The following is a 22,521-nucleotide window of genomic DNA, read 5'->3' on the forward strand; positions in this document are numbered from 1 at the left end:
TTGGAGGTTTCTATGACAAATAGACAAAACCAAATAATTCAATTGCTTATGGATAATAAATGGATTACGGGGTCTAACCTTTCTATCATTTTAGGAGTTTCAGATAGAACAATACGTTCAGACATTAAAAATATCAATAATAAATTAGGTTATACTTTAATACATTCAGACAATAGATTGGGTTATAAAATTAAAGACAAAAATATAAAATTGACTTCAAATAAGAAAATAGCGGAAACACCATATGAAAGAAAATTATACATTCTAAAAAAATTACTTCTTCATAAAGGTGAAATAGACATCTATGATGATATTATCGATGAATTATTTGTAAGTGACGCCACTTTATTAAATGATATTAGTGATATAAACAAAGATCTTTACGAATACAAAAAAATTTCAATCAGTAAGAATGGTTCAAAAATACAAATTATCGGCGATGAAAAGTGCATTCGTAGATTATATAAGGATTTGCTAATTAAAGAAACGGAAAATAATTTATTTAACATAAATCAAATTGCCTTACTTTACAAAAATTTCGACTTAATAGAGATGAAAAATATTTTGGAAAAACTTCTCGAAGAATATAACTATATAATTGATGAAGTTGCATTCCCTATTTTAATGATTCATTTGGGGGTCAGCATTGATAGGATAATTTCCAAAAACACTTTAGACATCATTGAATCAAATAATGAAATTAAAAATAGTGTAGAATATTTAATTTCAAAGAAGTTTTTTGGTGAAATCAATAAACGTTTTAGCATAGATTCAGACGAAGCAGAGGTCGCCCTATTTGCAAAAACTCTTATGAGTAAAAATAGAAACTATTCTAGAGATTTATCCAATATTACAGAATATAAGATCATAGTTAAAGACCTATTAAAATATATCTATGAAGATTATGGCATTAATTTCTTATCCGATGAAGAATTAATAAACAGCTTATGCGTCCACATAGAAGCTTTGATTGCCAGGATTAAGCTAAATGCTCCAACCACAAATCTCTTCTTGGACGAAATAAAAAAAAGATATCCATTCGTTTTTGAATTAGCCCTAATCAGTGCACATTATTTAAATGAAAAGCTTGATGTGATCATCACAGAAGAAGAAATAGGATTTTTATGCCTACATTTGGGCACGGCATACGAAAGAAATTACATGCACAAATATAGAGTGCTACTGATTTCTCCTCAAATAAACATAATTAACAATAAATTAGAAGACAATATCAATAAATTCTTTAATAACAAATTAGAAATTGTTGACAAACTAAACTATTTCGAAGAAAATGCGGTACTAAAGATTAATCCGGATATAATAATATCAAACACACAAATTTATCATTCGTTAGACATTCCTACAATATTTGTATCACCCTTCTTTTTACCCGAAGATGAATCAAATATATTGCAAACAATCAATGCCTTGGATAATAAACGATTAAAGAAAGAATACAGTAAATACCTTGACGAAATATTAAGTAGTGAAAATTTCTACACCAGAATGGACTTTGACAGCAAAGAAGATGCCATCAAATTTTTATGCGATAAACTAGTGGAAAAAGGCAATATCACCAACAATTACTATAGCAGTGTAATAAATAGAGAAAAAATGTCCACAACATCATTTTCTCAAGGATTTGCCATTCCTCACAGCATTGATACAGATGATATCATCAAATCAAGCATCTCCGTCCTTATTTTAGATAACCCCATCGATTGGGGAAATTACAGAGTGCAAATAATATTTTTACTAACCATAAAAAATATCAACAGCCCCGCACTAAAACTATTCTTCAATTGGATGGACGTCATCGCCTCCGACGTAGGCAAATTCTCAAAATACTTAACATGCAAGTCATTTGAAGAATTTATAGATATTTTTGATAATGACAATAATTAAAAGACCTAGTCGCAACACATTTTCTAAAGTTATCAAACTTTATAGAAATGTTATAGACTAGGTCTTAAGTTTTTTATGAAATGTTAAATTTGGGGATAACAACATACTTGGCTATTTTGGCGAAAATTTTTTAAATCACGTGAGAAATGATTGAATTACATGTGTGAATGGAAAAATTGGGATTACACATATAGAAAAATTCTTTTAATTACATGTCGAAATGGAGAAAGTGGAATTACACATGTATAAATTTTTTGTCATTACATGTGTAAATGAAGAAAGGTCAAATAGACATGTAAAATGGGCAAAAACATTACATGTGTAATTGAAATATCACGAAATACACATGTAAAATGTGCTGAGTGGTGAATTTCCTGATTAAATTGTAAAAACGAAAATAAACAGGAAAGATTTTTAAGGAAATTTCCTGATTAAAACGTAAATTTGAAAATAAACAGGTACAATTAATGACTGCATTTCCTGATTAAATTAGGAATTCAAAAATAGACAGGAAAAAATATCATACGTTTTTCCTGATTAAATCCCAATTCCTAAAATAATCAGGAAAATCAAACGGAAATTTTTCCTGACTAAATCCAAAATCCCAAATTAATCAGGAAAACCAGGCAAAATTCTTTCCTGACTAAATGGCAAATCCTAAATTAATCAGGAAAACCAGGCAAAATTCTTTCCTGACTAAATCAAGAATCCAAAATTAATCAGGAAAACCAAGCGAAACTTTTTCCTGACTAAATCAAATATCCCAAATTAATCAGGAAAACCCCAAAAAAAAAGAATGCTACAAAAAATAGCATCCCCAACAAACATTAATGAAATATTTATATTATAATTTTACAACATTAACAGCTTTTGCGCCTCTTTGATCTCTTTCGATATCATATGACACAGATTCACCTTCTTCTAAAGATCTAAAACCTTCAGCTTGAATGGATGATTGATGAACAAATAAATCTTTGTTATCTTCACCTGTAATAAATCCAAATCCCTTTTCATTGTTAAACCATTTTACTGTTCCCTTATTCATATCTTATCCTCCTGTTATCCCTTCTAGAATAACTGCCCTCTGGCAAATAAATTTTGTGTAATATAATTGTTAATGAAGATAAAATATTTTCTTGAAAAAATGTAAAATCTAATTAATATATTATTTACTACTGCTTAAGTATAACCTTTAATAGTAGGAATGTATAGTGTTTTCAAAAATAAAAGGTCTTAAATAGTAGAAATTCCATTAATTATACTCTTTTATAAATCATCCCTTATCTCAACCTACTCCAATTGCTCATATCTATGTCGCGAGTCAAATAAGTCTTTTTGTTCATATGTTTAATTAAAAATATGTGATAAAATTATTTTGCTGAAAGTACTTTCAATAAATTTAAAAAATTAGGAAAAAAATTAAATTATTGAAAGAGAATACTAAATATGATTTTGTGTTGATAATAAATTCACAACTTTGTATAATTAAATTACCTAGGAGGAAATTATGTGTTTAGAAAAATTAAAAGGAAAACTTATTGTTTCATGTCAGGCTCTTCCAGATGAACCACTTCATTCAAGTTTCATTATGGGAAGAATGGCAATCGCTGCAAAAGAAGGAGGTGCTAGTGGCATAAGAGCACAATCTGTTGAAGATATTTTAGAAATTCAAAAACAGGTTGACTTACCAATTATTGGGATTATAAAGAAAAACTATCCTGATAGTGAAGTATTTATAACTCCAACAAAAAACGAAGTAGAAGCATTACTTACAACAAATTGTGAAATCATAGCTTTAGATGCCACAAATAGAAAAAGACCAAATGATGAGAAAATCGAAGACTTAGTAGAACTAATACATTCTCACGGTAAATTAGCAATGGCTGACTGCTCTACTTTAGAAGAATGCCTTGAAGCAGAAAAAATTGGATTCGATATCCTATCAACCACCCTTTTTGGCTATACAAACTATAGCAAAAACTACGATGGACCTGACTTCGAATCTACAAAAAAAATAGTCGAAATGACAAACACACCCGTTATAGCGGAAGGAAAAATCAATACCCCAGAAGATCTAAAGAAAGCCTACGAATGTGGTGTCTATAGCGCTGTTGTAGGCTCAGCAATCACAAGACCACAATTAATTACAAAGAAATTTGTGGATGTTTTGGGGGAAAGATTTGAATAACAAAACAATTATGAAATTTATTAATTCTACAATTTAAAATAAAAAAATTGGAACCATATTATATCTTCTAATATTTGGTTCCCATTTTTTTCTATCTCATCCCCTATTAAAATCAATAGCGACAAAACGTTTTTCAATTAAGCTAGAGTTATCATTTCCACAAACCATACATTCTATATCTTTTAGTTCTCTAAGAGATTCGCCGCAATTTGGACAGTTTACACCATGGATATTTGTTCGTTTTGTTTCATATTCCATTTCAGCGACATTGTCAACATAGACTATGGAAATGATATATCGATCAGCGATAGTTTCGTCGGGGTTTCCAAAAATAATCTCTGTATTTTGCTGAATGTAGTGTTTTAGAGAAATGTTGATTTCAAATACTAGGCTTGTATAGCCCTTACTTCCTTCAACATCAACTAAATAAACGGAATGGATATTTACGTTTTTGAAATATTCATTCTGTTGTAATTCTTTTTGTTTGGAAATGATGTCCTTCAGTTTATAATAAATTAAATCGCTATAGTAAGAAATATTGTCCATATTGTATTCTTCTATGGTGCGGAACATAGAAATCAAGGTATGTTGTACAAATTGTTGCGCCTCTTCAATGTTGATTTCCGTGTTTATTTCTTTAAGTTTAGTTAGATTTTGATTATTTGATTGCAATTTGCTATTTTCAATTTCATTTTCAACATTAAAATCAGTGTTGATATTGAATTCTTTTTTATCTTCATTTAGAATGGCACGCATAAATTTATTCAATTTAATAATTACATAAAGTGTAATTAGAATTAAAACTGCAATTAAAATTATTAATACTTTTGTTAAATCCATACTAAACTCCTACACAAAATGCGAGAATTATTCGTTCAATGACTTCATAAAATGTCCTCTTTGAAGTCTTAATATATTTTTCACTTTCAAAACACAAATGATGTAAATAAAGCAGATCACTCATTTTATATTTTGAAATAAATCTCTCCAACTTGCCATATTCAAAAGATTTTAATCCGCAATAATTTTGCGAAGTCTGCGGATTAATTCTTTTTTGAACACAGTCCTTTACGCATATCATATTTCTAATTTGTCTTATAATCATATAATAAATCATTGCAACATCTTCATTTTTCATGGTGTGGAATGCATTCAACGCTTTAGTCGCATCTTTTGTACTCATATAATCTAATAGACCAAAAATCTTTTCTTCAAAAGTATCTATTATACTTTCTTCAATTTCATCATAACTTGGAGTGTTTGACTTAATATTGTTTGCAAGTTTGGACAATTCATTTTCAATATCATAAAGAGTTCTATTTGCATCTTTGTCTAAATATCTCAATCTATCTGCAATTAAACTGGTAGATTTATCATCTAATTTTATTTTATTGGATAAGAAATATTTTTTTATAAATCTATAAAACTGTCTTTTATCTAATCTTGAAAAATTATATATATCACCATTTTTATCTATACTCTTTACAAATTTTCCCTTAAATAATTTTTCAGATTCATATATTAAAAATAAATATGTCATCGTGTTAAAATCATCAAATGACTTTTGCATGACGTCAAGTATTTCCTCATATTTTTTTAATGAATCTCTATTTAAATCACAATTATCAATGATAACTAATCTTCTATCTGACATCAAAGGCAATGTTTCTACACAACTTTCGTATTTATCAGATGTAAGTTTTTCAAAATCTAATCTTTCAAAGTTAAAATCGAGAAATTCTTCACCAATAAAATCTTTTTTCAATGATTTTACAGCTAAATCTAAAAAGTATTTATCTTCAACCTGAATCAAATTTATATTTTTTAATTTATTGCTATCTAAATTATTTAATAAATCTATATAATCCATATTCACCTCTAATATATTTTAACACATATTTTTACAAAGAATAATTTCAAATTAACTATAGATAAGATTTGTCAGTTTAAAATATCATTTTGATAATGTGATTTAAAATCTTTTCGTATAAAATTCAAATATGGAGGGTGAAATGATTGACGAACGTATAAAAGAATTAAGAAAGCAATTAAACTTGACACAAGCTGATCTTGCTCGAATTCTTGGTATTTCACGCTCAAGTGTTAACGCATGGGAACAAGGACTAACAAATCCTTCAATTAAATATTTGATTAAACTTGCGAAAACATTTAAAACTTCCACAGATTATTTACTCGGATTAGAAGAAACTTCTACACTCGATATTAGCGACTTAGAAGTAAAAGACGCCGAAATGGTTTACAGTATGGTAAATCATTTACGTAATAAGAAATAAACCACATATGACTATTTCATTGACTAAATGAAATAGTTTTTTAATTTAAAACATTTTAGAGATAAAATTTTGTAAAATATTTTGTCAGAATGTTAATTTTTTGTAATAGTGATAAAATAAAGAATTAAGTATAATTAATGATGTAAAAATTCCTTCGGAATTTTTTTCATCGTTTTATATATATTAATATTTAAGTATTTAAACGCATTTAAGGAATGAAAATATATAATTTTTATATACCTGGGCGGGTATATTTGGAACATAAAATTTACTTAGAGTCAAAATTTCGCTTTACAATTTTCTGGCAAAAATAAATATCATTGGCACGCCCCTAGCAAATTAAGAAATTACTGAAACGCTAGGGTCAAGGAATACTTCTATTTAACGAAACATGATAATCACTTTTGTAAACTTAAATCTCCCAATTACATCTTTCACAATAAACCCCATTCCCACTCAAAACGCCAGATTCCACACTCTCATATATAATTGACCTACAGAATCATTTCCCTCAAGCTTCCCATTCCACACCCTCATATATATTTATCACAAAATATTTGACTTTATAAAAACTTTATATTATTATAATAGTGATATTAGAAATATCATTTTGATGTTATTAATGTCATCGTTGACTCAGGCTAAATGATTAACATTTAATGCATCACCCTATATAATATTGGGATAGTTGCCAAACAGTACTTACGGCAATACATATTTTATGGAGACGCAAAGCGTCATATTTTTTTCATATTGGGGACAATATGTCCTCCACCTTAATAAAACAGAGCAATTCGTGTTGCTCTGTTTCCTTATTTTATAAAATTTAAGAGGTCCGCCAATTTTCCCAAAGGAGATTGATGAACCTCTATATTTTTATATTACATTTTATTTTGTTTAATGTTAAGTCTATTGATAGCTCTTTTTAATTCTAGTTCTGCAATATCAATTTGTCTCTTATCTACAGCTTCTTTTAGTCTTCTTTCCGCTCTTTCTTTTGCCACAATAGCTCTGTTTTCATCGATATCTTCACTCCACTCACACGCATCTGACATAATGACTATTTCATTATCTTTAAATGTTAAATAGCCACCCGCAACTGCAGCAAGTAAGAATTTATCATTAATTTTTATTTTTAATGCTCTAATATCAAGTGATGCTATCATAGGATGGTGATTTTTCAAGATTGCAAAATCACCCGCTGAACTTCTAGCTATAAGCATATCAATTTCGTCATCAAAAAACACTTTGTCCGGAGTAACTATTTTTAATTTTAATTCTGACATAGTTTCCTCCTATTCCATTTCTTTAGCTTTTGCCACCGCTTCTTCGATAGTTCCTACAAATAGGAAAGCTGATTCTGGTAAATCGTCATGTTTACCATCAAGTATTTCTTCAAATCCTCTTATTGTTTCTTCAATTGGAACATATTTACCAGGAGTACCTGTGAATGGTTCGGCAACTGTAAATGGTTGTGATAAAAATCTTTGGATTTTTCTTGCTCTTGCTACCGTAATCTTATCGTCTTCTGATAATTCGTCCATTCCTAGGATTGAAATAATATCTTGTAAATCTTTATATCTTTGTAAAGTTTCTTGTACTCTTCTTGCACATTCGTAATGTTTTTTACCAACAATGTCTTCTGAAAGTATTCTTGATGAAGACTCTAGTGGGTCAACAGCAGGATAAATACCTAATTCAGAAATTTGTCTTGATAATACTGTTGTCGCATCCAAGTGCGCAAAAGTTGTTGCTGGAGCTGGGTCAGTCAAGTCATCAGCAGGCACATAAACTGCTTGAACTGATGTGATTGAACCTTGTCTTGTAGAAGTGATTCTTTCTTGTAATTGTCCCATTTCTGTAGCTAGTGTTGGCTGATATCCAACCGCAGAAGGCATACGACCTAGTAAAGCTGAAACTTCTGATCCCGCTTGTGTAAATCTAAAAATATTGTCGATAAACAACAATACGTCTTGATGTTTTTCATCTCTGAAATATTCTGCCATTGTAAGACCAGTAAGAGCTACACGCATTCTAGCTCCTGGTGATTCGTTCATTTGACCGAAAACAAGTGCTGTTTTGTCTAAAACGCCTGAATCCATCATTTCATAGTATAAGTCATTTCCTTCTCTAGTTCTTTCACCTACACCAGCAAAAACTGAAATACCACCATGTTCTTTTGCAATATTGTTGATTAATTCTTGAATTAAAACTGTTTTACCTACCCCGGCACCACCGAATAAGCCAACCTTACCACCTTTTGAATATGGAGCAATTAAGTCAATAACTTTAATACCAGTTTCAAATATTTCTGTAGATGGTGTTAAGTCTTCAAAAACTGGTGCTTTTCTATGAATTGGTGATAATTGTGAATTTTTTATTGGTCCTCTTTCATCTATTGTTTCACCTAGCACATTGAATAATCTACCAAGAGTGTCTTCCCCAACCGGAACGGAAATTGGTGCGCCAGTATCGATGGCTTCATCACCTCTTACCAATCCATCTGTAGATGACATAGCAATACATCTTACTAAGTCATCTCCAATATGTTGAGAAACTTCTGCAATGATAGTTCTGTCTTCTTTTCTTATTTCAATCGCATTCAATAGATTAGGCAAATTACCTAATGAAAATCTTATATCTAGCACAGGTCCGATAACTTGGACTACTCTACCAATATTCTCATTCGCCATGTCTATTCCTTTCTTTATTTAAGAGCTTCCGCACCACCAACAATTTCAGTGATTTCTTGTGTAATTGTTGATTGTCTTGCTCTGTTATAATCTAAATGTAATTCTTCAAGTATCTCTTCCCCATTTGAGGTCGCATTTTCCATAGCTGTTCTTCTTGAAGCTTGTTCTGCAACAGAAGATTCAAGTAAACATCCGTAAATTGTCACGTTTATAAATTGCTTAATCATTTGAGATAAAACGGCTGAAACTGATGGTTCGAAATCATAATCAAGTTTCTTGTCGCTTTTGATATATTGATAATTAATATCTTCATTAATTCCAGTATTGTCACGTCTCACAAATCCAGCCGGTAAAATGGTCTTTACTGCTGGCTCTAATGAAATGATAGAATTAAACTTTGTATATACAATGACAACTTCATCAAATACTTTTTGTTCAAATTTATTTGCAAAATATGAACCAATCGCTGCAGCATCCTCAATTACTGGATCCTCGTGAATAGATGTAAAGTCATTATTTACTTCATATCCTCTTCTTTTCATTAAATCAACAGATTTGTTTCCTGTTGTAAATACATGATTTGTAATATCTTTATTATCAAAAAATTTCAACGCTTCATTTACTACATTGATATTATATCCACCAGCAAGTCCCTTTTCAGATGACATAATTAAGATAGCTCGATTTTTTACTTCCCTTTTTTCCATCAACTTTGATTTTTCAGTTGTGCTGGATAAAATTTCTGTAATATTGTTATAAACCGTATCAAAATATGGTTTAGTACCTTCAAGTCTAACCCTAGCTTTTCTTAATTTTGCTGATGATACAAGCTCCATAGCATTGGTAATCTGCATTATGCTTCCGATACTTTGAATTCTTCTCTTAATATCTTTTGTGTTACCCGCCATAATTACCTCTTTCTAAGCGAAGGTCTTCTTAAATTCATTAATTAAATTCTTGATTTCCTCTTTCAATTCATCAGAAAATGGTTCTGAAATAATTCTTTCTCTTAGGTCAGAATAATTATTTTGAGCATATTCAATTAATCCTAGTTCAAAATCTGATATTCTTTCTAATTCAATATCATCAATCATTCTATTAGTTGTCGCATAAAGCACGATTACTTGATCACTCATATCTCTTGGAGAATTTTGTGGTTGTTTCATAATTTCCATAACTTTTCTACCATGATCTAATTTAGATTGTGTTGCTTTATCCAATTCTGAACCGAATTGTGAAAATGCTTCAAGTTCTCTAAATTGAGCAAGTTCAAGTTTAATACCACCTGATACTTTCTTCATCGCTTGAGTTTGAGCTGAACCACCTACTCTAGATACTGACAAACCAGAGTTTACCGCTGGTCTTTGTCCAGAGAAGAATAGCTCTGATTCTAAGAATATTTGTCCATCTGTAATAGAAATTACATTTGTAGGAATGTATGCTGAAATGTCTCCAGCTTGTGTTTCAATTATTGGTAATGCTGTGATTGAGCCACCACCCAATTTATCACTTAATTTTGCAGCTCTTTCCAGCAATCTTGAATGTAAATAGAATACATCCCCTGGATATGCTTCACGTCCTGGTGGTCTTCTTAATAGAAGTGACATTGCTCTATATGCCACCGCATGTTTAGTTAAATCATCATAAACGATTAAAACATCTTTTCCTTGGTGCATAAATTCTTCTGCCATAGCAACACCAGAATATGGTGCTAAATATTGCAATGGAGATAATCTACTTGCTGATTCTGAAACAACTATTGTATAGTCCATTGCTCCCTTTCTTTCGAAAAGATCAACTATACCAGCAACTGTTGATTCCTTTTGACCAATCGCTACATAAATACAAATTACATTTTTACCTTTTTGGTTCAAAATAGTATCTGTTGCAATTGTTGTTTTACCTGTTTGTCTATCACCGATGATTAACTCTCTTTGGCCCTTACCGATTGGTATAAGAGTATCAATCGCTTTAATACCTGTTTGAAGTGGTTCATCAACTGACTTTCTGTCAATAACTTGAGGAGCTGGTGCTTCTACAGGTCTAGTTTTAGTAGTATTGATGCTACCTTTACCATCGATAGCTTGTCCTAGAGAGTTAACAACTCTACCAATTAAAGCATCACCAACTGGAACTTCTACGATATTTCCAGTTCTCTTAACTTTACTACCTTCTTTTAGTTTTACTTCATCACCTAATAAAACAGCACCAATGTTGTTTTCTTCAAGGTTAAGCGCCATTCCATATACGCCACCTTCAAATTCTAATAGCTCTCCAGCCATACAATTTTCAAGTCCATGAACACGTGAAATACCATCACCAACTTCAATAATTGTACCTTCGTCAACTATTTGAGTTTTTTGATCATATTTATCAATCATAGTTTTTATGACTGAACTAATCTCTTCTGGCTTTAATTTCATCCATTCACCTTCTTTCCTTTATTGAGCTTCTCAAACTTTCAAGTCTTGTCTTAATGCTGTTATCAATTCTTTTTCCATCAATAAAAACAGAAACCCCTGCAATTAATGATTTATCAATTTCATTAATTAGCTCAACTTTTTTATTTATCTTTTTCTCTAAAACTTTTTTTAAATCTGACAACTCTTGTTCATCCAATTTATTTGCAGAATAAACTATACCTTCTGCAATATTTTTTTCAAGATTATATTGTCTTTTATATTCCCTTAAAAAATCATCAAAAATATTAAATCTTGACTTATCTATCAACACTTTAATAAGATTTAATGTTTTATTATCGACATAATTAAAAACGCTTGAAATCAACTCTTTTTTATCTTCTTTAGTGACATTTGGATTATTTAATAATGTATGAATGTCTGGAAATTCTCCCAATGTTTTTGAAATTTCCTTCAAATCATCCATATGTCTATCTAAATTTTTTGTTTCCTTTGATAATTCGAAAAATGCTTGTGAATAAACCCTACTAGCTTGATTATTCATAAGAATCCTCCAAATCCTTAATTAATGATTTCACCATTTTTTTATCGGTATCTTCACCGACTTTTTCTCTTAATACTTTTTCTGCAGCAGAAATCGCAATATCAACTATTTCATCATTCATTGATTTCATAGTCTTTTCTCTTTCTGACTCTATAGCTTTTATACTCTTATCATATTCAGCTTGAGCCAACGCTTTTGATTCTTGCACAGCTTTACTTTTTAGATCTTCACCATACATTCTCGCTTGAGAAATAATTTCTGAAGATTCTTTTTTTGCTTCAAGTATTCTTTTGTCGTATTCTTCCTGACTTCTTTCAATTGCTAATTTTGCTTCTTCTGCTGTTTTGACACCTTCTTCGATAAAGTTTTTTCTATCATCTAAAAGTTTCTTTACCGGCTTAAATAGAAAATGTCTCATTACAAGAAACAAAATCAATGTTGCTGCTAATTGAACAAACAAATCAGGTATTTGAGGGATAACTTGTGGATTAATATCTAACATCACGACTCCCTTTCTACGCTGACTATCCTATTAATGGTTTAACGAATAATAATAGAACTGCAATAACTAATGAATAAATACCTGTTGATTCTGCTACCGCACAACCAATTAAAAGAACTTGAATAACATCATTTTTTGCTTCAGGTTGTCTTCCTACTGCTTCTACAGCTTTACCAGCTGCAAATCCTTGTCCAATCCCAGGTCCTAAACCTGCTACCATTGCTATACCAGCTCCTAAAGCTGACATTCCTAATATAAAAGCTTCACTACTAATGTTTCCCATTTTTTCCTCCTAAAAATTAATCCTCTCCGATTGCTAACGAAATATTTACCATAGTTAACATAATAAAAACAAAAGTTTGTATCAATCCAGCGAACACGTCAAAGTATGCGTGAAATACTGGTGTCAAGAATGGTGTGATAAATATTGATATGCTATTAAATGCTGCATACAATAACCCTGTAACTATAACTCCACTTAGTACATTACCAAATAAACGGAATGACATTGATATCAAGCCAGAAAATTGCGAAATAATATTTATCGGCAATAATATCGCTATTGGTTCAATGTATTGTTTAAGATAAGCTTTAACTCCATTCAGTTTAATATTATAGTAATGAACTAAAAATGTTGTAATTGCTGATAAGACTAGCGGTACAGTATAATTAGATGTTGGAGGTTTTAACGCCAACAAACCTAAAAGGTTGGAAACCGCTAGAAACGCCGCAAGTGATCCTATAAATGGCGCAAATGGGAGATTCTTCTTACCCATTGTAATTTCTACCAAATGCTCAATTGATTCAACAAAAATCTCTGCAATATGTAGAATCCCTTTTGGTTTTTCTCTAAAGTCTGCTTTTTTAGCCTTCTTTCCTATAATTATTGAAATTATGCAAAGTACAAGTACAACAAGTATAGAGTTTACTATTTCAGGGCGCATAGTATATGTCTTTCCATTAAACATAAAATCTATACTAATGTCCATCTTTACCTTCCTTTCTTATAGAATTGTTTTTACCAAACAATGATATCAAATTATTTATATAAAATGTTAACTTAATTGTCAATAAACCAATAAAACAAGTAAACACATTCAAATAATCTGACTTTATCGTAACAAAAAGTACGACCGCTGACAATATATATCTTAAGGTATAAGTCATCGTCATATATTTTTTAGCCTGAGCTTCAGTTTTGTCCATAGCTTTAATAATATTTCTATACAATATGTAAAAGAAAGCTATATTAACAAATCCACCCAATAACAGACCAAAAAATAAAGGGAAAAAATTATTCCCAAAAATAACAAAAATTAATATGCTCTCAATTATGATGACGGCTAACGCTTTTAAGATAATATTTTGAACATATCTGTCATTTTCCTTCACTAACTTTTTCCTCTTCTTTCTTAGATTTATTAAACGCCATAATTAATCTATACGTACTTAAAAATCCTGATGCTATACCAAGTAAGATAAATATTACAGAAAAAATCCACTTAGTACCGACTTTCTTATCAATCCATGAACCTAATAAAGCACACAAAACTATTGGTGTTGCCAAATTTATCCCAACTTGTGTAATCAATACTAAAGCTTTCATATCTACTCCTTGTTATATATTTATATATTAACATAAAGTTTGTGTTAATTAAACATTTCTAAAACGAAACAATTATACCTTTTTTATTGAAAATGTAAACTATCCGATAAAAATTTTTCTGACAAATATCTACCTTATATGTAAAGTGTATAGGTAAACTTTGTCTAAATTGTGTCGATAGTTTTTTAGTGAAGGATTTTAGTGGGAATGGATTTTTCGAGGGAAATGTAAATTGTGTCAGAATGGATGAATGTGTGAGAATGGATTTTTGTGTTGGAAAATGGAAATTGCAGGAGAATGGATCTTTGTGCTTTTAATGGTTGTAATATTGACTGGTTTAAGCTTTATTGGTTGAAATTTAGAGGATTTACTTGGTAATTTTAGTTTTTGAAAAATACCAAGTAGTAAAATTCATCATATTACTTGGGTAATTTTAGTTTTTGAAATTTACAAAGTAAATAGTGAAATAAAATTACTTGGTAAAATCGATATATTGAATTTACCCAAGTAAATGTGAAGAAAATACTACTTGGTAAAATGAGATATTTGAGATTTGCAAAGTAAATGATAGTGAAATAATTACATAAGATAGACCACAGCCCTAGCGGATTGAAAAAATTCTAAACACTAGGGTTAAAGCCAAAATTTAAACATCATAACAACAAATTATTTCTTTCAACTATTATTTTTGTGTTGAAGTTGATTTACCATGTTGATACTCTATATTTACGGAATACGATATCAGTAATTTAGTTAGGAAAAGATCATGATTGAAACATTAAGTAAACAAATATTTGATTATTTAACTTCAGACTATGAATATCACAATATTCAAGAATTATCAAATATTCTTACAGTTGACAAAACAAATATTATAGATGAAATTTCAAAACTTAATAAAACAATAATAAAAAATGGTGCTGAGATATATATAAATAATAATGAAGATTTCAAATTTATAATATACAACGATAAGAAGTTTAGAAAATTTCTTAGAAATGATTGGTATAAGTTAGCATATATATCTCAAGAGAGTAGTGACAAATACTCAAGATATAAAATTATTCTTCGCTTATTGTTATTCTCAAACAATTATATTAAACAGCAGGAATTATCTGATATGTTATATGTTTCAAAATCCCAAATTAATAAAGATATGATTGAAATAAAAGAACATTTAGATAATTATAATCTGTCAATTATTTCTAAACCATATTATGGAATGAAGATATCCGGTAAGGAAAAAGATATAAGGATGGCTATTAAAGATGAAATAGGTGAAGATGACATTTTATTTAATAATAATCAAGAAAAGAAATTATTTAAGAAAATTGAGGCAACTATTACAAATCTTGATTTCGGAGATGATTACTATCTTTCACATATAAATCAACAAAATTTGATAATTCATTTATTTATTTTGATTATAAGGATAAGCAATAATAAAGTAATTGTTTTACCTCAAGATATTGAAGAGAAGGTAATAACATTCAAGGAAGCTAAAATCGCCGAAAAAATTATTAATGAATTACAGGAAAATTTAGATATAGAGATACCATATCAGGAATTTCTATATCTAACAATGCACCTTATAGCAAAAAACTCCGTCGTGAAACAAGATAAAATTTCCCAAGAAATATTATCGTTAACTGATGACATTATTAAAGAAATTTATAGGGTAACAAATTATGACTTTAGAGACAATATTGATTTATATTTTTCTTTGAGTACTCATTTAGCCATATTAAGTTACAGAATTAAATATGGATTTAATTTGAAAAATCCAATAATTAATGATATTAAAAATCATCCCCTATCGTTTCAAATTGCCACAATTGGCTCAAGGATAATTAACAATAAATATCATGTCAAAATATCTGAAGATGAAATTGGATATATTGCTTTACACATCATGGCAGCAATGGAAAATCCAAATAAGAGTAACAAAAAAAATATTTTAGTTATATGTGGAAGCGGCAAATCTTCTGCTATGATCATGAAATCACAATTAGAAAATCAATTTAAAAACCAAATCGATAAAATCGAAACAACTGATTTACATAATATAAAAGATATAAATCTAGAGGAATTTGATTTTATTGTATCATCCTTAAATATTATTTTAGATACAAAAATACCAATAATATATGCCGACATTATTTTTAAAGATAAAGATGTGAAAAGTATAAGTTCTGCTATAAATTATCATGCAATAAATAAAATGAATAAGATATTTAAAAATTCCATATATTTGAAACATTTAAAAGTTAAAACAAAAAACGAAATATTAAAATCCCTCTCTTTAGAAGCTAGTAAATATATAAATTTAGAAAAAGAATATATTTATACTCAATTTCAAAATAGAGAAAGATTAGGAAATACATCATTTAGTAATGGTGTTGCTATACCTCATATTTTAGAACCGGTAAATACCGATACCTTTATGATAATTTCTTCGTTAGATAAACCGATTATATGGGACGACAATAAAGTGAAAATAATAATATCTCTATTTATTGGAAAAGATAATGGGGATATGACTTTATTTTATGACAAATTAGGAACCTATCTTAATAATATTGAAGCAATAAATAATTCAGCAAATTTTCAAGAAATTGAAGAATTTCTAGAATTATTCTTAAACCTATAAAACAGGAGGACAAATTATGGACGAAATCGAAAAAGAATATGAATTAGCATTTAACATCATTGTTTTAGCCGGAGAATCTCGTTCGTTATCAAACGAGTCTATGGATGCTACTGAAAATTTTGATTTTGAATCATCAGAAAATTTAATAAAAAAAGCTCAAGAACAATTTTACGAATGTCATAAACTTCATGCAGAATTATTAACTAATGAAGCAAATGGAGATAAATATGATGTCAATATTATCATGGTACATGCTCAAGATCACCTTACTCTTGCAACTATGGCTATTGATAATGCAAAAAGACTTCTTAAGCTTTATAAAAAATTGAAAAAAATGGAAGGAGGTAAATAATATGAAGGAAGTACTTTTATTATGTAACGCAGGTATGAGTAGTTCTATGATTGCAAAGAAAATAACAGAGCTATTACAAAAAAAAGGAGAAGATATTAATGTAACTTCAACAACAGCAATGGCAAATGAAAGTTTATTTGACGAAAAACATTATGATTTATTGTTAATAAGTCCACAAGTTAGAATGTTATTCAATGATATTAAGAAAATTGCAGATCAAAATAATTCTAATATTGCTCAAGTAACTTTTGATGCCTATGCACCAACACCAATAGCATTAGAAAAGCTATCAAAAATAATACTTGAAAATATTTAATTTAACTTTTCAAATATTAATATAAAAATAATTTATTTAACATAGACAATTATAATATTTAATTAACGTTTATAGGAGATAATAATGAGTAAATTTATGTGGGGAAATTCTACTTCATCAATGCAAACGGAGGGTGCATATAATATTGGTGGAAAAGGAAAATCTGTATACGATATTATAGAAGCCACTGAAAATTCAAGTGATTGGAAAGTTGCAATTGATGAATATCACAGATATGAAGAAGATATAAAATTGATGAAAGAAATGGGCATGAATGCATATAGATTCCAAATTTCATGGTCACGAATATATCCAAAAGGATATGGACAAGTCAATGAAGAAGGTTTAGAATTTTATGACAATTTAATAGATTGTCTAATTGAAAATGAAATAGAACCAATTATTTGCCTTTATCACTTTGATATGCCATTAGAATTAAGTGAAAAATACAATGGATTTTCATCTAGAACTGTTCTCGATTATTTTGTTGAATATGGAAAAACAGTTATAGATAGATTTAATAAAAAAGTTAAATACTGGTTAACATTTAATGAACAAAACATATTTTCTTTTGACGCAGCATTTAGAATTGCTGGTAGTAAGAAAGAACATACATTAGATAACCTGTATGAAATCCAACATTATGCTATGATATCTCATGCTAAAATAGAAAACTATATAAGAGAAAATTATCCTGATTTGAAAATAGGAGGAATGCTTGCATATGCACCATATTATCCAAATTCATCAAATCCTGCTGATGTACTATTAGCAAAAGATTATGATAGTTTTTATAATTTAGTACATCTATATCTATTTACAGGTAAAGGATATCCTCAATTCTTTACAAAATACCTAGTTAATAATGATATAGAATTAGATATTACTACCGAAGATATAGAATATATAAATGCTATGAAATCTGATTTTATTTCTTTCAGTTATTATCAATCACAAACAATAAGTAATGAGAATTATGAATTTAACCCTCTTAAAGCACAAGGCTTTGTGGATAATAAATATTTAGATAGATCAGAATGGAACTGGGAAATTGATCCAGATGGACTATATATCTCAATGAGAAATATTTATGATTTCTGTCAGATACCTCTTTTTATAGTTGAAAATGGTATAGGTATAAGAGAAAAACTACCTGAAAATGAATACATTGAAGATGATACTAGAATAAAATATCATAAAGGACATATTGAAGCTATGAACAAAGCAATTAACGATGGCGTTCAATGTATTGGATATCTTGGTTGGGGACTAATTGACATTCTATCATCTACTGGAGATATGGAAAAAAGATATGGTGCTGTTTTCGTCAATAGAACAAACAATGATTTGAAAGATTTAAGAAGAATTAAAAAGAAAAGTTTTAATTATCTAAAAAAAGTCTTTGAATCTGATGGAAAGGACACTGAATATGAATAATGAGAAACAATCTTTCATTGATAAATTTTCAAATGCTGCAATGAAATTTGGTTCACAAGTGCATCTAAAATCATTAAGAGATACATTTGCGCTTATGATGCCATTATTTATTTTAGCTGGTTTAGCAGTTTTAATTAACGCTGTAATATTTCCAAAAGTATTATCAGACGAACAATTAAAAACAGCTCAATACTGGGCAACTTCAATACAAAATGCAACATTAAACCTTTCAGGTTTGATAGTTTGCGGTATTTCTGCCTATTCATTATCTATTAATAAAAACTTTAAGAGTCCTGTTACTGCAATTGTTATTGCATTAGCTTCTTTAGTGATAATGATGCCACAAACAATAAAAATGTTAGATATTAATGAAGCAGAAACAACTGTAAGCGGCGTATTATCATTTCAAAATATCGGGTCAACTGGTATGTTTGGAGGTATAATAGTTGGTCTACTTTCTGCCGAAATATTCATTAAATTATCTGGGATAAAAAAATTAAAAGTAGATTTGGGAGGTGATGTGCCTCCTGCAGTTAGTGCCTCTTTTAGTAATATGTTCCCTTTTATGATAACATTAATAATATTTTCAGTAATATCATTCTTATTATTTACTATATTTAAAACTGATCTAATCACATTAATTACACGATTAATACAAGAACCATTAAGAAGAGTAAATACTTCTCTAGTGGGAACAGTAATTATCTATAGTTTAGGTAATCTATTGTTTACATTTGGTATTCACCAATCTGTTATTAATGGTACCATTTTAGATCCACTTCTATTAGTAAATATGAATGAAAATATGGCAGCTCTAAATGCAGGCAAGGAAATACCACATATTATTAACTCTTCATTTGTTCCTACTTTTGGAATGTTAGGAGGTACAGGTTCTACAATATGTTTATTAATAGCGATATACATATTTTTCAGAAAACATGAGCAATATAAACAATTAGCAGATTTATCAATAGCACCAGGGTTATTTAATATTAACGAACCAGTAATTTTTGGTTTTCCAATAGTATTTAACCTTCCTATGATGATTCCATTCGTAGCATTACCAGCTATTGGTATAGTAATTGCTTATTTTGCAACTACACTTGGTTTTATGAATAAAGTAACCGTGATGGTTCCATGGACAACACCTCCACTTCTAAATGCATATTTGGCAACTGGAGCAGATTTTAGAGCTGTAATTGTTCAACTCGCCATTATTGTTATAGGTGTATTGCTTTATTTACCATTTATAAAGATAAGCGCAAATATTCTAAAGAGACAAGCTGAAAAAGAATTAATGAAATAAGATACCAAAATTTTGGAGCTGTTGGTGAATGAATCTCTTCCCCTACAGCTCCTTTTTCCTTTTACCTAACCACAATAAATTCCCCACAAGTATAATAATTGAAAGAGTCCACGCTATATTTTTATTTAAGTTATATAAAGTTAACATCAATCCAGTTATAATCGGAAGTGAAACCATACTGACGAATTGCATGGCAGATGTTACGCTTGCTAATCTATCTTCAGAGACATATTCAAATATTGCGGCAGTTCTTTTTGGACCTGTTTTAATTCTTACGTAAAAGCTACTTGCAGCGAAGGTATATCCTATTAATCTTGAAATATCGGAATTTATAAAAAATAGCACTGCTGAAATTATTGAAAAATATATAGAAATTTCAAATAGCTTTTTAAGAGACATTTTAGAAAATATATCATTGGCAAACATTCCAGAGACGATTGCGGTTGTGGTGAAAAGTATTGAGGATAGTAAGGTTAAATGTTCAAATGATAGTGAAAACATCGGATTTAAGACGAATGATACCATTACCATATTGTTAATTGCTGTTGACACCCCTCCCATTAAAGAATCTGTTACAATCATTTTACTTGCCATGCCTTTATTATCTTCATCTTGTTCAAAAACCATAACTATATTTCTAAATATTTCTTTAATTTTAGTTCTGAAATTTTCTTTTTCTGCAACTTTGGGGCTATCTAAATCGCGATAAATTCTATAGGACATTATTGCATAGATTGCAAATGTCGCCGCGTTTATCAATGTGATTAGTTTGTAGTTGTTGTTTGAAATTGAAAGCAACCAAACACCCAAAGCTGGTCCTATTAGAGATTTTAGTCTATACATTACTTGATTAAAAAGAGATGCCTCTCTTATATCTTCTTTAATTACAATTTTATTAAAGAATGTGTACTCAAGATTACTTAGATATAATCCAACACTATCAGATGTAATATTTATCAAAGATAAAGTCGCAAAAGCCAGAATGGAATTATTTCCAATAAGAAAATATGCAATAACAAATAAAGTAGCTTGGATCCACCCTATTGCATATATTTTTTTCTTCTTATTTTTGGTACCGTCAGCAAGGATTCCGGTATATAATTCTAAAAATATAGGCAAAAGTGCAACTACAGATGCTATACTTACTGCTAATTCTGATTTATACACATTCGCAGCATAAACAACAAAAACGATATTAAATAGATACTCTCCTATATCACTTATAAATCTTGAAATGACTTGTAATCTGTACTTTTTATTTTTTAATAATAGTTTCATTTATTCTCCTCACTATTAATATCAACTATGATTAATAATATTTAAGCCATCAGCTTATAAATATATTTTACAAAGAGAATGGTTATACTATTATTTTCTTGAATAAAAGAAAAATCAGAAAACAAATTATTTGTTCTCTGATCTAAATGTTTTTAAAATATTTTCATATGATGTTTTGTAATATTGATATTGCTCAGTATACCCTAATGTTTGTAATATTTCTAATGACTTTTCTATTGATTGTTTTCCATTTTCTATTTCGCCCTTATATATTTTATAATAGCCATTCGCAAACATATAAATAATTTTCATATATGCATCTCTTGTATCATAAATGTATTCATACGCTTTTTTATTAAAATAGGAAGCACCAAATTCATAGTCTTGGTCTATTGATAGAAATAACCCTTGAATTATAGCTGTTTGTAACATGTTATTAATTGCTGACATATCCTTAAAATAATCGATTTTTTTAAGCATTTCTCTAGCATAGTTAAGATAAACTTTAGCTTTGAAAAATTCTATAGAACTTGTAAATAGGATCATTTCGTATTCACCCCAGATCTCGATTGTAAAAAGATAGTCGTGCATTAAAGCTCTTTGTTCCTCTGTTAATTCAAAACTTTCATCGAGTTCTTTTATAGCACTTGCAATAATGATAGAATCTAGTAATTTAAATTTGCTTAATTTAGAAGTTTTACTTAATGCAATTTGTTCATTGTATAATTTCATTAAACCCTTTAAATCTTTTCTATTCTTCAATCTAATAGATTTAAAATATATCTCTCTAAATTTATCATATTCCAAATCATTTGCTAAATAATAAAATTCATTGATAGACATATGTAAATTTGATAATGCCATATTTAATTTATTTACACTTATTTCGGTCTTTCCATTTTCAAATTTTGAAAGCATTGATATTGAAAATTCGTCATTTGCTATCTCTTGAAGAGTAAGTTTTCGAGAAATTCTTAATTCCTTAAAAGTTTTACCTAAATTTTCCATAATACCTCAATATTTTTCTTAT

At 29.1% G+C, this 22,521-nt stretch carries 23 protein-coding genes; 8 read left to right on the top strand and 15 right to left on the bottom strand.

Annotation, left to right across the window (positions count from 1 at the left end):
• Window positions 1-12 precede the first annotated feature (12 nt).
• Complete coding sequence (locus HMPREF9709_RS06655) at window positions 13-1,905, top strand: BglG family transcription antiterminator (protein WP_005398830.1); 1,893 nt, start codon at window positions 13-15, stop codon at window positions 1,903-1,905.
• Between the two features lie 844 nt (window positions 1,906-2,749).
• Here HMPREF9709_RS06655 and HMPREF9709_RS06660 read toward each other — a convergent pair.
• A complete protein-coding gene (locus HMPREF9709_RS06660) occupies window positions 2,750-2,950 on the bottom strand; it encodes a cold-shock protein (protein ID WP_005398831.1) in 201 nt (66 codons plus the stop codon).
• 462 nt (window positions 2,951-3,412) lie between these two features.
• Between HMPREF9709_RS06660 and HMPREF9709_RS06665 the strand changes: the two genes are divergently transcribed.
• Window positions 3,413-4,093, top strand: coding sequence for an N-acetylmannosamine-6-phosphate 2-epimerase (locus HMPREF9709_RS06665; protein ID WP_005398832.1), 681 nt, complete (start codon window positions 3,413-3,415; stop codon window positions 4,091-4,093).
• 96 nt (window positions 4,094-4,189) lie between these two features.
• On the opposite strand, the gene HMPREF9709_RS06670 is transcribed toward HMPREF9709_RS06665, so the two are convergent.
• Both HMPREF9709_RS06670 and holA read right to left on the bottom strand, forming a co-directional pair.
• Entirely contained in the window at window positions 4,190-4,933 is a 744-nt protein-coding gene (locus HMPREF9709_RS06670; protein WP_005398833.1) for a hypothetical protein, read from the bottom strand.
• Window position 4,934: 1 nt separating this feature from the next.
• On the bottom strand, window positions 4,935-5,963 hold the full coding sequence (holA, locus tag HMPREF9709_RS06675; RefSeq protein WP_005398834.1) for a DNA polymerase III subunit delta: 1,029 nt from the start codon (window positions 5,961-5,963) through the stop codon (window positions 4,935-4,937).
• Window positions 5,964-6,105: 142 nt separating this feature from the next.
• Between holA and HMPREF9709_RS06680 the strand changes: the two genes are divergently transcribed.
• Complete coding sequence (locus tag HMPREF9709_RS06680) at window positions 6,106-6,387, top strand: helix-turn-helix transcriptional regulator (RefSeq protein ID WP_005398835.1); 282 nt, start codon at window positions 6,106-6,108, stop codon at window positions 6,385-6,387.
• Between the two features lie 881 nt (window positions 6,388-7,268).
• On the opposite strand, the gene atpC is transcribed toward HMPREF9709_RS06680, so the two are convergent.
• Genes atpC through HMPREF9709_RS06730 form a run of 10 tightly spaced genes read right to left on the bottom strand, consistent with a single transcriptional unit; the run spans window position 7,269 to window position 14,152 of the window.
• The gene (atpC, locus tag HMPREF9709_RS06685; protein WP_005398836.1) at window positions 7,269-7,673 is read right to left on the bottom strand and encodes an ATP synthase F1 subunit epsilon; all 405 of its coding nucleotides are present in this window, start codon (window positions 7,671-7,673) and stop codon (window positions 7,269-7,271) included.
• A 9-nt stretch (window positions 7,674-7,682) separates the two neighbouring features.
• A complete protein-coding gene (gene atpD, locus HMPREF9709_RS06690; RefSeq protein ID WP_005398837.1) occupies window positions 7,683-9,080 on the bottom strand; it encodes a F0F1 ATP synthase subunit beta in 1,398 nt (465 codons plus the stop codon).
• A 14-nt stretch (window positions 9,081-9,094) separates the two neighbouring features.
• On the bottom strand, window positions 9,095-9,988 hold the full coding sequence (gene atpG, locus HMPREF9709_RS06695) for an ATP synthase F1 subunit gamma (RefSeq protein ID WP_005398838.1): 894 nt from the start codon (window positions 9,986-9,988) through the stop codon (window positions 9,095-9,097).
• Window positions 9,989-10,000: 12 nt separating this feature from the next.
• The gene (atpA, locus tag HMPREF9709_RS06700) at window positions 10,001-11,503 is read right to left on the bottom strand and encodes a F0F1 ATP synthase subunit alpha (RefSeq protein WP_005398839.1); all 1,503 of its coding nucleotides are present in this window, start codon (window positions 11,501-11,503) and stop codon (window positions 10,001-10,003) included.
• A 4-nt stretch (window positions 11,504-11,507) separates the two neighbouring features.
• Complete coding sequence (gene atpH, locus HMPREF9709_RS06705) at window positions 11,508-12,044, bottom strand: ATP synthase F1 subunit delta (protein WP_005398840.1); 537 nt, start codon at window positions 12,042-12,044, stop codon at window positions 11,508-11,510.
• The gene (gene atpF, locus HMPREF9709_RS06710; protein WP_005398841.1) at window positions 12,037-12,546 is read right to left on the bottom strand and encodes a F0F1 ATP synthase subunit B; all 510 of its coding nucleotides are present in this window, start codon (window positions 12,544-12,546) and stop codon (window positions 12,037-12,039) included. Before atpF ends, atpH begins: the two co-directional genes overlap by 8 nt.
• Before the next feature lie 22 nt (window positions 12,547-12,568).
• Complete coding sequence (atpE, locus tag HMPREF9709_RS06715) at window positions 12,569-12,829, bottom strand: ATP synthase F0 subunit C (RefSeq protein WP_005398842.1); 261 nt, start codon at window positions 12,827-12,829, stop codon at window positions 12,569-12,571.
• Window positions 12,830-12,845: 16 nt separating this feature from the next.
• Window positions 12,846-13,535: a F0F1 ATP synthase subunit A gene (locus tag HMPREF9709_RS06720; RefSeq protein WP_005398843.1), complete on the bottom strand. Its 690-nt coding sequence runs from the start codon at window positions 13,533-13,535 to the stop codon at window positions 12,846-12,848.
• On the bottom strand, window positions 13,525-13,938 hold the full coding sequence (locus HMPREF9709_RS06725; protein WP_005398844.1) for an ATP synthase subunit I: 414 nt from the start codon (window positions 13,936-13,938) through the stop codon (window positions 13,525-13,527). Before HMPREF9709_RS06725 ends, HMPREF9709_RS06720 begins: the two co-directional genes overlap by 11 nt.
• On the bottom strand, window positions 13,925-14,152 hold the full coding sequence (locus tag HMPREF9709_RS06730) for an AtpZ/AtpI family protein (RefSeq protein ID WP_005398845.1): 228 nt from the start codon (window positions 14,150-14,152) through the stop codon (window positions 13,925-13,927). The genes HMPREF9709_RS06725 and HMPREF9709_RS06730 overlap by 14 nt, the downstream gene beginning before the upstream one ends.
• Window positions 14,153-14,918: 766 nt before the next feature.
• Between HMPREF9709_RS06730 and HMPREF9709_RS06735 the strand changes: the two genes are divergently transcribed.
• The 5 genes from HMPREF9709_RS06735 to HMPREF9709_RS06755 all read left to right on the top strand — a co-directional run bounded on the left by HMPREF9709_RS06735 (window position 14,919) and on the right by HMPREF9709_RS06755 (window position 20,213).
• Window positions 14,919-16,802 carry a BglG family transcription antiterminator gene (locus HMPREF9709_RS06735; protein ID WP_005398846.1) on the top strand — a complete coding sequence of 628 codons (1,884 nt, stop codon included), beginning with the start codon at window positions 14,919-14,921 and terminating at the stop codon, window positions 16,800-16,802.
• 16 nt (window positions 16,803-16,818) lie between these two features.
• Window positions 16,819-17,154 carry a PTS sugar transporter subunit IIA gene (locus tag HMPREF9709_RS06740; protein ID WP_005398847.1) on the top strand — a complete coding sequence of 112 codons (336 nt, stop codon included), beginning with the start codon at window positions 16,819-16,821 and terminating at the stop codon, window positions 17,152-17,154.
• Window position 17,155: 1 nt separating this feature from the next.
• Complete coding sequence (locus HMPREF9709_RS06745) at window positions 17,156-17,470, top strand: PTS cellobiose transporter subunit IIB (protein ID WP_005398848.1); 315 nt, start codon at window positions 17,156-17,158, stop codon at window positions 17,468-17,470.
• An 84-nt stretch (window positions 17,471-17,554) separates the two neighbouring features.
• Window positions 17,555-18,907: a glycoside hydrolase family 1 protein gene (locus HMPREF9709_RS06750; RefSeq protein WP_005398849.1), complete on the top strand. Its 1,353-nt coding sequence runs from the start codon at window positions 17,555-17,557 to the stop codon at window positions 18,905-18,907.
• Window positions 18,900-20,213 (top strand): PTS sugar transporter subunit IIC, encoded by a 1,314-nt coding sequence (locus HMPREF9709_RS06755; protein WP_005398850.1) that lies wholly within the window; start codon window positions 18,900-18,902, stop codon window positions 20,211-20,213. Before HMPREF9709_RS06750 ends, HMPREF9709_RS06755 begins: the two co-directional genes overlap by 8 nt.
• A 42-nt stretch (window positions 20,214-20,255) precedes the next feature.
• On the opposite strand, the gene HMPREF9709_RS06760 is transcribed toward HMPREF9709_RS06755, so the two are convergent.
• Window positions 20,256-21,491, bottom strand: coding sequence for an MFS transporter (locus tag HMPREF9709_RS06760; RefSeq protein ID WP_005398851.1), 1,236 nt, complete (start codon window positions 21,489-21,491; stop codon window positions 20,256-20,258).
• 126 nt (window positions 21,492-21,617) lie between these two features.
• Entirely contained in the window at window positions 21,618-22,499 is an 882-nt protein-coding gene (locus HMPREF9709_RS06765) for a helix-turn-helix domain-containing protein (RefSeq protein ID WP_005398852.1), read from the bottom strand.
• Between the last annotated feature and the right edge of the window lie 22 nt (window positions 22,500-22,521).

The sequence above is a fragment of the Helcococcus kunzii ATCC 51366 genome (assembly GCF_000245755.1).
Taxonomy (GTDB): Bacteria; Bacillota; Clostridia; order Tissierellales; family Peptoniphilaceae; genus Helcococcus; species Helcococcus kunzii.